The sequence below is a fragment of the Pseudomonas soli genome (genome assembly GCF_900110655.1).
Classification (GTDB): Bacteria; Pseudomonadota; Gammaproteobacteria; order Pseudomonadales; family Pseudomonadaceae; genus Aquipseudomonas; species Aquipseudomonas soli.
Genome location: NZ_FOEQ01000005.1, coordinates 45,020 through 58,680, shown reverse-complemented (window position 1 = coordinate 58,680; position 13,661 = coordinate 45,020). Strand labels below are relative to the sequence as shown.

General features: G+C 64.5%; 14 protein-coding genes. 6 read left to right on the top strand and 8 right to left on the bottom strand.

The window, feature by feature from the left end; translation table 11 throughout:
- Positions 1-246 precede the first annotated feature (246 nt).
- Positions 247-1,323 (top strand): 3-deoxy-7-phosphoheptulonate synthase, encoded by a 1,077-nt coding sequence (locus BMY03_RS13035; protein ID WP_031315035.1) that lies wholly within the window; start codon positions 247-249, stop codon positions 1,321-1,323.
- Between the two features lie 61 nt (positions 1,324-1,384).
- Here the strand turns inward: BMY03_RS13035 and BMY03_RS13030 are convergent, their stop codons facing one another.
- Positions 1,385-1,666, bottom strand: coding sequence for a GNAT family N-acetyltransferase (locus tag BMY03_RS13030; RefSeq protein WP_031315036.1), 282 nt, complete (start codon positions 1,664-1,666; stop codon positions 1,385-1,387).
- Positions 1,667-2,329: 663 nt separating this feature from the next.
- Here BMY03_RS13030 and oprI point away from each other — a divergent pair.
- Positions 2,330-2,581: an outer membrane lipoprotei OprI gene (gene oprI, locus BMY03_RS13025; protein ID WP_003259780.1), complete on the top strand. Its 252-nt coding sequence runs from the start codon at positions 2,330-2,332 to the stop codon at positions 2,579-2,581.
- 234 nt (positions 2,582-2,815) lie between these two features.
- On the opposite strand, the gene BMY03_RS13020 is transcribed toward oprI, so the two are convergent.
- The 3 genes from BMY03_RS13020 to BMY03_RS13010 form a co-directional block, all read right to left on the bottom strand.
- Positions 2,816-3,790 (bottom strand): L,D-transpeptidase family protein, encoded by a 975-nt coding sequence (locus BMY03_RS13020; protein ID WP_023630451.1) that lies wholly within the window; start codon positions 3,788-3,790, stop codon positions 2,816-2,818.
- Positions 3,791-3,885: 95 nt separating this feature from the next.
- On the bottom strand, positions 3,886-4,167 hold the full coding sequence (locus BMY03_RS13015; RefSeq protein WP_023630452.1) for a hypothetical protein: 282 nt from the start codon (positions 4,165-4,167) through the stop codon (positions 3,886-3,888).
- A 58-nt stretch (positions 4,168-4,225) separates the two neighbouring features.
- Positions 4,226-4,831 (bottom strand): arylesterase, encoded by a 606-nt coding sequence (locus BMY03_RS13010; protein ID WP_177182908.1) that lies wholly within the window; start codon positions 4,829-4,831, stop codon positions 4,226-4,228.
- A 10-nt stretch (positions 4,832-4,841) separates the two neighbouring features.
- Between BMY03_RS13010 and BMY03_RS13005 the strand changes: the two genes are divergently transcribed.
- Both BMY03_RS13005 and BMY03_RS13000 read left to right on the top strand, forming a co-directional pair.
- Positions 4,842-5,525 carry an ABC transporter ATP-binding protein gene (locus BMY03_RS13005; RefSeq protein ID WP_038706445.1) on the top strand — a complete coding sequence of 228 codons (684 nt, stop codon included), beginning with the start codon at positions 4,842-4,844 and terminating at the stop codon, positions 5,523-5,525.
- Positions 5,525-8,032, top strand: coding sequence for an ABC transporter permease (locus BMY03_RS13000; RefSeq protein WP_094011290.1), 2,508 nt, complete (start codon positions 5,525-5,527; stop codon positions 8,030-8,032). The genes BMY03_RS13005 and BMY03_RS13000 overlap by 1 nt, the downstream gene beginning before the upstream one ends.
- Positions 8,033-8,056: 24 nt before the next feature.
- Here BMY03_RS13000 and greB read toward each other — a convergent pair whose 3' ends face one another.
- The 4 genes from greB to BMY03_RS12980 all read right to left on the bottom strand — a co-directional run bounded on the left by greB (position 8,057) and on the right by BMY03_RS12980 (position 11,107).
- On the bottom strand, positions 8,057-8,530 hold the full coding sequence (gene greB / locus BMY03_RS12995; protein WP_023631683.1) for a transcription elongation factor GreB: 474 nt from the start codon (positions 8,528-8,530) through the stop codon (positions 8,057-8,059).
- A gap of 89 nt (positions 8,531-8,619) precedes the next feature.
- A complete protein-coding gene (locus BMY03_RS12990) occupies positions 8,620-8,928 on the bottom strand; it encodes a hypothetical protein (RefSeq protein ID WP_023631682.1) in 309 nt (102 codons plus the stop codon).
- A gap of 227 nt (positions 8,929-9,155) precedes the next feature.
- A complete protein-coding gene (locus tag BMY03_RS12985) occupies positions 9,156-9,590 on the bottom strand; it encodes a DoxX family protein (RefSeq protein ID WP_094011289.1) in 435 nt (144 codons plus the stop codon).
- A gap of 110 nt (positions 9,591-9,700) precedes the next feature.
- Positions 9,701-11,107, bottom strand: a complete 1,407-nt coding sequence (locus tag BMY03_RS12980; RefSeq protein ID WP_038707578.1) for an MltF family protein — start codon at positions 11,105-11,107, stop codon at positions 9,701-9,703.
- Between the two features lie 158 nt (positions 11,108-11,265).
- On the opposite strand from BMY03_RS12980, the gene BMY03_RS12975 reads away from it, so the two are divergent.
- Both BMY03_RS12975 and BMY03_RS12970 read left to right on the top strand, forming a co-directional pair.
- A complete protein-coding gene (locus BMY03_RS12975; protein ID WP_023632969.1) occupies positions 11,266-12,072 on the top strand; it encodes a TatD family hydrolase in 807 nt (268 codons plus the stop codon).
- Between the two features lie 86 nt (positions 12,073-12,158).
- Positions 12,159-13,637 carry a methyl-accepting chemotaxis protein gene (locus BMY03_RS12970; RefSeq protein WP_038706447.1) on the top strand — a complete coding sequence of 493 codons (1,479 nt, stop codon included), beginning with the start codon at positions 12,159-12,161 and terminating at the stop codon, positions 13,635-13,637.
- The last annotated feature ends 24 nt before the right edge of the window (positions 13,638-13,661 follow it).

Genomic DNA, 13,661 nt, shown 5'->3' with positions numbered 1-13,661 from the left:
TCAAGAGTCATTGTTATTGGTCAGCCACTATACCCAGGTGTCGCTGCCACGGCGAAATCATCCCGCAGGGCAGCGAGCTCGCGCCCAAATGCCGCTTGCCAGGCAAAAACCCCGTATCGACGGGCCCAGCCCATTGTCGCGCCCCCGCTAACGCGCTAAGGTTCGGCCTCCCCGCTGCGAACAATCTGCTGCTGGGCCGCACGGGGATTGCTGGCGGCCGGCACCCGTGACCTGACGAGTAACACGATGGCTGATTTACCGATCGATGACCTTAACGTTGCCTCCAACGAGACCTTGATCACCCCTGATCAGCTCAAGAAGGAAATTCCCCTCAGCACCAAGGCCCTGCAGACCGTGACTGCCGGCCGTGAAGTGGTGCGCAATATCCTCGACGGCAAGGACCATCGCCTGTTCGTGGTGGTCGGCCCCTGCTCGATCCATGACATCAAGGCCGCCCACGAGTATGCCGAGCGCCTGAAGGTACTGGCTGAGGAGGTTTCCGACACCCTGTATCTGGTCATGCGCGTGTACTTTGAGAAGCCACGCACCACTGTCGGCTGGAAGGGCCTGATCAACGATCCGTACCTGGATGACTCATTCAAGATCCAGGACGGCCTGCACATTGGCCGCCAGTTGCTGCTGGATCTGGCCGAGATGGGCCTGCCCACCGCCACCGAAGCACTCGACCCGATCTCCCCGCAGTACCTGCAGGACCTTATCAGCTGGTCGGCCATTGGCGCACGCACCACAGAATCCCAGACCCACCGCGAAATGGCCTCCGGCTTGTCCTCGGCGGTCGGCTTCAAAAACGGTACCGATGGCGGCCTGACCGTGGCGATAAACGCCCTGCAGTCAGTCTCCAAGCCCCATCGTTTCCTGGGCATCAACCAGGAAGGTGGTGTCTCCATCGTCACCACCAAGGGCAACGCCTACGGCCACGTTGTGCTGCGCGGCGGCAACGGTAAACCCAACTATGACTCGGTGAGTGTCGCACTGTGCGAACAAGACCTGGTCAAGGCCAAGATCAAGCCAAACATCATGGTCGACTGCAGCCACGCCAATTCCAACAAGGACCCGGCCCTGCAGCCGCTGGTCATGGAGAACGTGGCCAACCAGATCCTCGAAGGCAACCAGTCGATTATCGGCCTGATGGTCGAAAGCCATCTGAACTGGGGCTGCCAGGCCATTCCGAAGAATCTCGACGAGTTGCAGTATGGGGTGTCGGTTACCGACGCCTGCATCGACTGGGCCGCTACCGAAAAGACCCTGCGCAGCATGCACGCCAAGCTCAAGGATGTGCTGCCCAAGCGCCAGCGCGGCTGAAAACTGCGCATAAATGAAAACGCCGGGCAATACCCGGCGTTATCATATGCGTGCTGTCAGGTCAGGCCTTGCTTGAATGACGCTGCTGGCGCTCCATGTAGCGTTCGACGTAGGAGCACGAGGGGATGACCGTGTAGCCCATCTGCTCAGCGTACTCCAAGGCCTTTTCGGTCAACGCGGCGGCGATCCCGCGCCCTCGCAGGGCGTTGGGCACGAAAGTGCGATAGATATCCAGCGTCTGCTTGCCCAGATCCATGTAGGTCAGGTAAGCCCGGTGACCATCCACGGTGGTCTCGAACTGATGACCGGCCTGGTCATGGTGGATGGTCAGCGTTTCGCTCATCACTACTCCTCGCAGGTCTTGTCGGCAGACCCTTACCTTACCGATGTGGTTTATCCGGCGGAGGAACCTCTAGGCTTTGTGCTAAAAGTGCCTGCGCGACGATAATGCTGCGTTGAAAACAGGCTGGTGGCCAGCCCGGTCGGAATGCTCATTTGCAACCAGCAAAGTCGAGCGCGACTCCGACCGTCCCTCGCCTGTTTTCGCCTTGCCTGATAGCCGCTCGGCGACTTTTCGCGCAAAGCCTACGCCACCTGTTGCTCCTTGGACAGCAGCGCGACCTGGAACGTTCTGCGCCGATGGCACCCTCAAATAGTAGGCGGCGCCAGCAAGAATGCTCAAGCCACCCTGAATGAAAATGCTGACAGCAACGTCTGTATGGCCAGGTAACAGCAACCGGATGTTGTAGGGCTAAGACGTTCACGGACAGTTAAAGTCACCCTTAGTTCAACAAAAAAGTTCCGGTACTACAGTCGCTTGCGAACGCTGGTGCAGGTTTTCACAGTTTGTTTACAAAACCGCCGCTGCAGCCCTCGGCAGCATTTTTTTTGCAGTTCTTGCGCTCAGTCAGTTTACTTACTACAAGTAATGGGTACTATGTACGCCGGCCAGTTTCTCTTTTCCGAGAGATGGCTATTTTATAGAAAGTCCTTGAAGGGGAACACGATGAACAACGTTCTGAAATTCTCTGCTCTGGCTCTGGCCGCAGTTCTGGCTACCGGTTGCAGCAGCGTATCCAAAGAAACCGAAGCTCGCCTGACTGCTACCGAAGACGCAGCAGCTCGCGCCCAGGCTCGTGCAGACGAAGCCTACCGCAAAGCTGACGACGCTCTGGCAGCTGCTCAGAAGGCTCAGCAGACCGCTGACGAAGCCAATGAGCGCGCTCTGCGTATGCTGGACAAAGCCAGCCGCAAGTAATAATCCTCACGGATTGTTATGGAGCCGACCCACTTGTGGGTCGGCTTTTTTATTGCCTGATAGAAAACCTGTTGCTGCAAGACCAAGCAACAGAGACCGCCTCGCAGCCCATCCCGCTACACGCCCACTCCTACAGGACAGCGCACGCATGCCTTCAGAAGCGGGTTTGAACCGAGGTGGGCCGCATGGCGGCCCCTAAGAAAAGTGCCCTGCTAGTTACCGGCGGGCAACCGCTTACTGCAGTTCCGGCGGAATGCTCGACACCATCGGCGCGCTTGCACCGTTGGTGGGCACGGCGATCTCGACCGGCATGCCATCTTCGGCAGCGACCACATCGCGGACCATGTCCCAGTTCATACGCAAGTTGTTGGCCAGGTCTTCACGCTTGAGCAGCGCATTGATGACCGCGGTGTGCTTGTCGACCACCGACGGATTGCCGTGATCGTCCAGCGGTGTGTGGGCTTCCAGATACACTTTGCCAGCACTGATACCGAACTTGTAAGGCTCATTGATGATGCGTACCGGCGTGCCCACCGGGACCATCTTCGACAGCGTCAGCACATTGTTGTTGAGCATACGGAAGCAGCCGTGGCTGGTGCGCATGCCGATACCGAACTTCTTGTTCGACCCGTGAATCAGGTAGCCCGGCACTCCCAGGGTGAACTTGAACGGCCCCAGCGGGTTGTCCGGCCCGGCCGGTACCACCGCCGGCAGGATGTCGCCATCGGCGGCGTGCTCGGCACGGATCGAGGCCGGCGGGGTCCAGGTCGGATTAGGCGTCTTGGCGGTGATCTTGGTGTTCGCGATCGGCGACCCCCAGCCCTCGCGACCGATACCCAACGGGAAGGTATGCACCACGTTCTGCCCTTTCGGGTAGTAGTAGAGCCGGTACTCGGCCAGGTTGATGACGATGCCTTCACGCGGCCCCGGCGGCAGGATGTAACGGGTCGGCAGGATAATCTCGGTACCAGCGCCCGGCAGCCAGGGATCGACGCCCGGGTTGGCGGCGATCATCTCCAGGTAGCCAAGGTCGTTCGCGGTACCGATGTCGGCGAAGGTGTCTTCGTACTTGGCCTGGATGGTGTGAACCTGGCCAACTACGTCCTCCCCCGGGGGTGGCAACGGCAGTTCCAGCGCAACAGCAGGGCCTGTCGCCAGCAAGGCGGCCAGGGTCAGGCTACGAGTGACGGCGGGAAAGCGCGGCAACATCCGGTAAATCCTTCGAAAGGTCAGTCAAGGGATACGATTGTACACCCGCGTCGAAACAAGCGGGAGGCGCAAGCATTTCAGATGATGAAAGGCGCTCAGAGCTCCGGCCACACCGGGCGCATGCCTCGCCGTTGAGCATCCAGGATTGCCTTGCACAGCTTACACAGGCGCTCATCACGGTAGATGGCTCGCTCGACCCCTGACCAACGCGGCTGCGCGGGCAGCAGGCTGCCGCACAAGGTACGGTCGACGGGCACGCCGAGTTCGAGCTGGCGGGCCGCGAGGTGAATACGCACTTCCTGGCAGGCAAACAGGTCGAGCTGCTCATCGGGCTCGATCAGTTGATAGGCGTAAAGGGACCAGGCGGGGCGCGGCATTGGGGGCACTCGAAACGGGGGGCGCAACATTATCCGAAAGCGGCCCCCGATAAAAGCGTCACAGCAAGGGTTTTATCGCCGGCCAGGCATTTTCCAGCAGGCGCTGCTGGGCGGCCGCAGCCGGATGGATGCCATCGGCCTGCATCAGCTCCGCAACCCCGCCAACGCCCTCGAGGAAGAACGGCACCAGCGGCACCTTCTTATCGACCGCCAGTTGTTCATAGACCTGGGCGAACGCCGTGGTGTAGCGCACGCCGTAGTTCGGCGGCAGGCGCATGCCCAGCAGCACCACCTTGGCACCGGACTGGCGGGACTGGTCGATCATCGTGGCAAGATTCTGTTGCAATTGTTGCGGCGACTGTCCGCGCAGGCCGTCGTTGCCTCCAAGTTCCAGAACCACAAGATCCGGCTTGTGCGTCGCAAGCAGCGCAGGCAGCCGCGCCTGGCCGCCTGCACTGGTGTCGCCGCTAATCGAGGCATTGACCACCTGATCGTCGAAACCCTCCTTCTTCAATTGTTGTTGCAACAGGCTGACCCACCCCTGGCGGGTATCCAGGCCAAAACCAGCGCTGATACTATCCCCTACGACCAGCAATGTTCCCGCCGCCGCGCCCTGGGCCAGGCAACACAGGGCGAGGCCGGCACTCAACCACCACATTCGCATCGGATTCTCCATGGGCCCCAGCATTCTCGTTGCGCAGAACCTTAGCAAAGTGGTCCCCAGCGCGGAAGGCGACCTGACCATCCTCCACGCCCTCTCCCTTGACCTCGCCCGGGGCGACAGCCTAGCTATCGTAGGCGCCTCCGGTTCCGGCAAGTCGACGCTACTGGGCCTGCTCGCCGGGCTCGACCGCCCCAGCGCCGGCAAAGTCATCCTCGCCGGCCACGACCTCGGCCCCCTCGACGAGGACCAACGCGCCCGGGTGCGCGCCGAGCACGTCGGCTTCGTGTTCCAGTCGTTCCAGTTGCTCGACAGCCTCAACGCCCTTGAGAACGTCATGCTGCCGCTGGAGCTCGACGGACGGCGCGATGCCCGCGAGCATGCCCGCGACCTGCTCGAGCGGGTCGGCCTGGGTAAACGCCTGAGCCACACGCCGCGCCAGCTCTCCGGTGGCGAACAGCAGCGGGTGGCCATCGCCCGTGCCTTCGCCGCGCAGCCCGCAGTGCTGTTCGCCGACGAGCCCACCGGCAACCTCGACAGTCACACCGGCGAGCGCATCAGCGACCTGTTGTTCGAACTGAACCAGGAGCGCGGCACCACCCTGGTGCTGGTAACCCACGACGAACGCCTGGCCATGCGCTGCCGCCGCCTGATCCGCCTGGATGCCGGACGCCTGGTGGCGCCCCTGGAGCCCTGATGACCGGTCTATCATTCCCGCGAATGTGTGCCCTGGCACTGCGTCAGTTGCTGCGCGACACTCGCGCCAGCGAAGTTCGGGTGCTGTTCTTCGCATTGCTGGTGGCGGTAGCGGCCAGTACCGCCATCGGCTATTTCGGCGCCCGCCTCAACGGCTCCATGCAGTTGCGCGCCAGCGAGTTCCTCGGCGCCGACCTGGTCTTGCAAGGCAGCGCCCCGCCCAGCGCCCAGCAGATTGCCGATGGCACCGCGCTGGGCCTGGACCATGCGCGAGTGGTGGAATTCACCAGCGTCGTCGGTGGCGACAGCGGCATCCAGCTTTCCAGCATCAAGGCGGCCGACCCCGCCTACCCGCTGCGCGGCCAATTGCGCAGCGCCCCGGCTCCCTACGCCGAGGAAGCGCCCGGCGGTGGCCCGGCGCCGGGTGAAGCCTGGGTCGAACCGCGCCTGCTCGCGGCGCTTGGCCTGGCCATCGGCGACAGCATCGACGTGGGCATGAAGACCCTGCGCATGAGCCGCGTGCTGACCTATGAGCCTGACCGCGCCGGCAACTTCTACAGCCTTACGCCGCGAGTGCTGATGAACCTCGCCGATCTGGACGCCACCGGCGTGATCCAGCCTGGCAGCCGAGTCAGCTACCGCGATCTGTGGCGTGGTGATATCGATGCCTTGCAAAAGTACCGGCAGACGGCGGAGAAAAGCCTGGCCGCCAACCAGCGCCTGCTCGACACCCGCGATGGTAACCGGCAGATCGGCGGCGCACTGGGCAAGGCCGAGCGTTACCTGAACATGGCGAGCCTGGTGGCGGTGCTACTGGCCGGCATCGCCGTGGCCTTGTCGGCCAGCCGCTATGCCGCGCGGCGCCTGGATGCCAGTGCCCTGCTGCGCTGCCTGGGCTTGTCTCGGCACCAAGCCCTCGGCCTTTACAGCCTGCAACTGGCAATGCTCGGTGTCGCCGCCGCGGTCATCGGCGCGGTGCTCGGCTGGCTCGCCCAGTTGGGGTTGTTCCGCCTGCTGGAAGGCCTGCTGCCCAGCCAGGTGCCACCCGGTGGCCTCACCCCGGCGCTGGCCGGCATCGGCACTGGATTGGTTGCCCTGGCCGGCTTCGCCTTGCCGCCACTGGCAGCCCTGGGTCGCGTGCCGCCGCTGCGCGTGCTGCGCCGCGACCTGCTGCCACTGCCACCGAGCAGCTGGTTGGTTTACGGCGCCGCACTGCTTGCCCTGGGCCTGATCATGTGGCGCCTGAGCCTGGACTTGCTGCTGACCTTCGCCCTGCTCGGCGGGGGGCTGATCGCCGCCTTGCTGCTGGGTGGATTACTGTTGCTCGGCCTGCGCAGCCTGCGCCGGTTGCTGGCCGGCGCGCCGCTGGCCTGGCGGCTGGGGCTCGGGCAGTTGCTGCGCCACCCGCTGGCCGCCGCCGGCCAGGCCCTGGCCTTCGGCCTGATCCTCCTGGCAATGGGCCTGGTCGCCCTGCTGCGGGCGGAACTGCTCGACACCTGGCAGGCGCAGTTGCCCAAGGACGCACCCAATCATTTCGCCCTGAACATCCTGCCCGACGAGCGCCAGCCGTTCGCCGAGCGCCTGGCCCAGATCAACGCCACCGCCGCGCCGCTATACCCGGTAATTCCCGGCCGCCTGACCCATATCAACGAGCAGCCGGTACGCCAGCTGGTCAGCAAGGAGTCCACCGGCGAACGCGCCATCCAGCGCGACCTCAGCCTGACCTGGGCCGCCGAGCTGCCCCAGGGCAACGCCCTGAGCGCCGGCCAATGGTGGCAGCAGGCACCCGCCAACGATGAAGCCCCCGGGGTTTCAGTGGAGGCGGAGCTGGCGCAGAGCCTGCACCTGCAACTGGGCGACCTGCTGACCTTCGACATCGGCGGCCAGCAACGCCAGGCTCGAGTCAGCAGCCTGCGCAGCGTGCACTGGGACAGTTTCCAGCCCAACTTCTACATGATCTTCCAGCCGGGCACGCTGCAAGACCTGCCCACCACCTACCTCACCAGCTTCTACCTGGCGCCGGGCCACGACCAGGAAATCGTCGCGCTATCCCGGGCCTTCCCGGCAGTGACCGTGCTGCAGGTCGATGCACTGCTCGCCCAGCTGCGCAGCATCCTCGCCCAGGTCACCCTGGCAGTGGAGTACGTGCTGTTGTTCGTGCTGGCCGCAGGGCTGGCGGTACTGTTCGCTGGCCTGCAGGCAACCCTCGACGAACGCATTCGCCAAGGTGCCCTGCTGCGGGCGCTGGGGGCGGCACGCCCGCTGCTGGTCAAGGCAAGACGCATCGAGTTCGGTCTGCTCGGCGCCGCCAGCGGCCTGCTCGCGGCGCTGGGCTGCGAACTGATCAGTTGGGCGCTGTACCGCTATGCCTTCGATCTGCATTGGGCACCACACCCGTGGCTGTTGGCGCTGCCACTGGCCGGGGCGGTGCTGGTGGGCGGAGCTGGCGTGGTCGGCACCCGCCGCGCACTCAACGCTAGCCCGTTGGCAGTGCTGCGCGAGGGGTAAAGGCGCGCGCCCCGGCTCGTTGTGTCAAGGGTTGTAGCAAATCGAACAGACGTACCAGGTCGCTTCGCCCGTGGGCGTACGCACCACCACCTCGTCGCCCTCGGCTTTCTTGAGCAATGCCCGGGCCATGGGCGAATCGATGGAGATGTAGTCGTTGCGTCCGTGGATCTCGTCATAGCCGACGATGCGAAAGCGCAACTGTTCACCGTCGTCGTTCTCGATGTCCACCCAGGCGCCGAAGAACACCTTGCCCTCCTGCTGGGGTGAATACTCGACCACCTTGACGTCTTCCAGGCGCTTGCGCAGGTAACGCACGCGGCGGTCGATCTCGCGCAACAGCTTCTTGTTGTACTGGTAGTCGGCGTTCTCGCTGCGGTCGCCCAGCGAGGCAGCCCAGGTAACCTTCTGGGTGATTTCCGGACGATAGACCCGCCACAGGTGATCGAGCTCCTTTTTCAGAGCCGCGTGACCTTCGATGGTAATGATGTTGGTGCTCAACGACTGTCTCCTCAGCGCATCCACGGCAGGCGCAAGGCGCCCACCGAGAGACCGAGCTTAACGAAAAACGCCTGGCCGCGACACGCCGCTCAACGGCGGGTGATCAACCCCTGGCGGGCGATGCGGATGAGCTGGCCGATGACCTCGTCGGCATCCTGCGCCGCGGGAGCCTGGATCACGGCCAGGTCGAAGCGGTCGTTGCCGTACTGATCGAGCTGGTCACAGCTGTCGGAGAACTGGATGAGGAAGGCACAGGCCTGGCCCTTGCGCCGGGAGAAACCATCGAGATTGCGCAAAAGCGTGGGTTGATGCTGGCCGCCGAGCAGGATGCGCGGGGTACGGGAAGCCTGGTTATTGGCCAGGGGGGTCAAACAGACACTGGTACGTGGGCAACTCATGGAGTCTCTCTCCGCCTCGCTGATCCCGCTGGGCAGCGGTGGGAGGCGTCACCGAACCAGCGCTTTAGCGGTATTTCGGAAGACCCGTCGGGGCCCTTCCTGCGCCCCGCAAGTAGCTGTTTAAATCGGCGCAATCGGTATGCTAGAGGGACACGCCGCAAGTTACAAGCTGCAAGTCGATCGCTTTGACCACTCGCAGCTTGAGGCTTGAAGCTTGCAGCTTTGTTTCAGCGTGCGATCACACGGTCCAGCGACAGGCGGCCCGCGCCTTCGATCAGCACCGCCACGGTGCCGGCCAGCAGCGCCAGGGCGAACTCATAACCGTTGTTGGACATGAACAGCCCGTTGCCGATATGCACCGAAAATATCGCCACTACCAGGGTCACGCTCAGCGCCAGCGCAGCCGGGCGGGCCAAAAGGCCGACCACCAGCGCCAGGCCGCCAAATAATTCGGCGCTACCGGACAGCAGGGCCATGAGGTAGCCCGGAGCCAGGCCGATGCTTTCCATCCACTGGCCGGTGCCTTCCAGGCCGTAGCCACCGAACAGGCCGAAGAGTTTCTGCGCGCCATGGGCCATGAAGATGACACCGACCAGGATGCGCACGACGCTCAGGCCGTAGCCGGCGCGAGTGGTGAAAAGGGCTTTCAGGGAGTTGTTCATGAGTGCTTCCTTGTTTGAGCAGGTGTGTGTTGGATGGGCGCCATCATAATCAAACCATCGAATAAGAAAATCGCAATAATCGCGTAAATCATATCGAATAATTAGATTAACTAGCGCTTGGCCACCCGCTCCAGGGAGGCACGCTCGCGGTTGAACGCAAGGTAGTACTTGTTGACGCTGTTGACGAAGTTCACCGGCCCCATGCCCACCTGCTCCATGGCGATGCGCTCGGTCTGGAAGAACCACTGGTTGCCATTGAGCCCCCGGCGCCGGGCTTCGGCGCGCATGGCCTGGACTCGCTCCGGCCCGAGGTTGTAGGCGGCCAGGATGAACGCCATGCGCTCGCGCTCGTTGAGCCGGGGGCTGGCGAAGAACTTGCGGCGGATCAGCGCCAGGTAGCGGGCGCTGGCCTGGACGTTGCCATCCACCGTGGCGGTGTTGCTCACGCCTACCCGCTGGGCCGCCGACGGCGTGATCTGCATCAGCCCGTGGGCACCGCCGGTGCCTCGCGCCTTGGGATCGAGGGTGGACTCCTTGAACGCCAGGGCAGCCAGGTTGAGCCAGTCGAACTGCTGGTCGCCGCCATGCTTCTGCAGCACCGGGCGCAACGCGGCCAGGCGTTGGCGGTCCTGACGGGCCAATGGGTTGTGCACCCGGTACTGGCGCCGGTAGATACGCTCGAACGCCGCGTCCTGGTTGTCGGGAGCGCGGTAGGTGGCCAGGAAGCGGTCCACCGCCGTGCGCAACATCGGCGCATCCTTGCGCAGATACCAGCGCATGGCCTGGGGCGGAGCCAGCTGCAGCTTGCTGTCGACCCGCAGGCGCGGCATCACCCGCGCCCAGCGCTGGGCGATGGGACGCTCCACCACGGTCAGCGGGTAGATGCCCGCCTGGACCATCTCCAGCACATCCTCCACCGCCAGCGTCGGGTCAACCCACTCCACCTTGATCGGTGCCCGCTTGCGCAGCGCCAACTGCCGGTTGATCGCCTCGATCGCCGGCCCCGCGGCACTGGCGGTGGTCAGGGCGATGGTGCGCCCGGACAGCTGTTCGGCACGGTTGTAGCCGCGCTCGCCCTTGCGCCCGACCAGTTGCAGGGGAACCTGGTCGAGCACCGGGGCGCTGGCCTCGACGCCGCGCACCACGCCAGGGTCGAGCAGTTCACCGGGCGCGGCAAGATCGCCCTCGCCGCGCTGCAGCGCACCGAGTAACTGCTCCTTGGCGCGGGGGATGATCTTCAGGGTGATTTCCTGGCCGTCGGCGACCCGGGCATTGAGGGCGTGCTCCAGGGCACGCAGGCGGTAATACTCGATCCCGACCGGTTCACCCTTTACCTCGCCGGAACTGTTGCGGCTCTGGTTGACCAGCACCCGCAGCACCTTGCTCGAGCGGATCTGCGCCAGGTCACGGGCCGGGCTGGCAGGCACATGCTGTTGCGGCCCCGCTTCGCCGGCAGCGACCGGCCCGGAGGCCAGCAACCCGAACAGCAACAGGCTGGTGAAAAGGGTTCGCACCATGGCGGTAAGGGTCCGAGGGCGGTTGGCAGGCACCATGCGCTGTGATCGATCCGTGATAAATGACCGCAACAGACCACGGCAAACGTTTGAAGTTCTTGGTTTTTTCGCGATATCGCGGTTTTTGCTATGCTGGCCGCCCCGCGGCAAGAGGTAGCACCATGCAACTGATCGATATCGGCGTCAACCTGACCAACAGCAGTTTCCGCGACCAGCAGGCCGCTATCGTCGAGCGTGCCGTGGAAGCCGGCGTGGCACAGATGGTCCTCACCGGCACCAGTCTGGATGTCAGCGCCGAAGCGCTGGAACTCTGCCAACGCCTGGACGAGCCTGGCCAGCGTCTGTTCAGTACTGCCGGCGTGCATCCCCACGATGCCAGCCACTGGAGCGCTAACAGCGAACGTCAGCTGCGCGAACTGCTCGCCCAACCGCGGGTCGTGGCCGTGGGCGAATGCGGCCTGGACTTCAACCGCGACTTCTCCCCACGCCCCGCCCAGGAAAAGGCCCTGGAGGCGCAGCTGGCGCTGGCGGTCGAGTTGCGCCTGCCGGTGTTCCTTCACGAGCGCGAGGCCAGCGAACGCCTGCTGGCGATCCTCAGGAGCTACCGCGACCACCTGAGCGCGGCGGTGGTGCACTGCTTCACCGGTGAACGCCAGGCACTGTTCGCCTACCTCGACCTGGACCTGCACATCGGCATCACCGGCTGGATCTGCGACGAGCGCCGTGGCACCCACCTGCACCCGTTGGTCGGCAACATCCCGGAAGGCCGCCTGATGCTGGAAAGCGACGCGCCCTACCTGCTGCCACGAAGCCTCAGGCCCAAGCCGAAGAACGGCCGCAACGAGCCCGCGTTCCTGCCCGAAGTGCTCCGCGAGGTGGCGCTGCACCGCGGCGAAACGGTGGAACACACCGCTGCCCACACCAGCGCCTGCGCCCGCGCGTTCTTTGGCCTGCCTGAGGTTTCTTGACGCATATCAACGAGGTCCCTGGCCTTGGCGGGCACAATGATGGCACCTTGCCAATAATGTTTCCGCCAACTCAGAGAAGACCTACCATGGGTGCCTGGCTTAGCAACGTTTCCCTCAAATACAAGTTCTGGGCCGTCAACGCAGTGGCCTTCGTCACCACGCTGATGCTGGTGCTCTATGCCGTGCACCTGGAGCAGCAGGCCCGCGCCGGCGGCGCCCAGGCGCAAGCGCAGGCCCAGGCCGAACTGCTCGCGGCCTGGCCCGCCGGGCAGGCGCTGCCAACGCAGGCCAACCTGATCACCTGGCGCAACGGCCAGACGCCGCAGTTTGCCGGCGAACCACTCGAGGCTCTGCGCGATGCCCAGGGCTGGGTCGAGCTGCCCAGTGCCTGGATCCTCGGCGACAACCCGCTGCGCGGCGCCCAGGTGCTGCGCCGGGACGAGCAGCACATCGCCGTGCTTGCCCAGTCCCCCAGCCTGCGCCAGGTCTATTTCGATCGCTTCAGCAACTATGCCGTGTGCGTACTGATCCTGATGCTGGCGATGCTGTGCGCCTCGCAGTTGCTGATCCGCTTCCTGCTCAGCCAGCTCAACACCCTCAAGGACGTGATGCTGCACGTGGAAAAAACCGGCGACCTGTCGGCCCGGGTACCGCTGGCCTGCGGCGACGAAGTCGGCCAGATGGCCGGTGCCTTCAACGCCATGCAGACCACTTACCACCGCGTGGTCAGCACCGTCGCGCGCACCGCCGCGCAGCTCGACTCGGGCGCCGCGCGCCTTGCCGGCAGCATGGACGAGGTGCGCCACGGCATGATCGGCCAACAGAGCGAGACTGACCAGGCGGCCACCGCGATCAACGAGATGACCGCCACGGTGCACCATATCGCCCAGCACGCCGGCGCCACCCGCGACCTGTCGCAGACCGCCGACACCCTGGCCGGCAGCGGCCAGGCGGTGGTCAGCCGCGTGCAGGACTCGATTGCCGGGCTGTCCAGCGGTGTGCAGCAGACTGCCGAGATGATCCGCCAGCTGGCTGACGACAGCCAGAAGATCAATGGCGTGGTGGGGGTCATCCACAGCATCGCCGAACAGACCAACCTGCTTGCCCTCAACGCCGCCATCGAGGCCGCCCGGGCCGGCGACCTGGGCCGGGGCTTCGCCGTGGTCGCCGACGAAGTGCGCAACCTGGCCAAGCGTGTGCAGACCTCCACCGACGAGATCACCACCATGGTCGCCGACCTGCAGGCCGGCACCCGCGACGCAGTGGATTTCATGCAGGAAAGCTCGTACAAGGCCGACGATTGCGTCAAGCAGGCGCGCGAGGCCGGCGAGGCCCTGGCCGAGATCACCAGCGCCGTGGCGCAGATGCGCGAAAGCAACACGCAGATCGCCGTGGCCGCCGAGCAGCAGAGCCAGGTGGCCGAGGAGATGAATCGCGCCGTCGTCAGTATCCGCGACGTGACCGAAGAGACCGTGCAGCAGACCGTGGGCTCGGCCACCACCAGCAGCGAATTGGCGACCCTCGCCGGCGAACTGAACAAGGCCATCGGCCAGCTCAAGCTCTGACCCTCACTGGCTATGGTCACCATA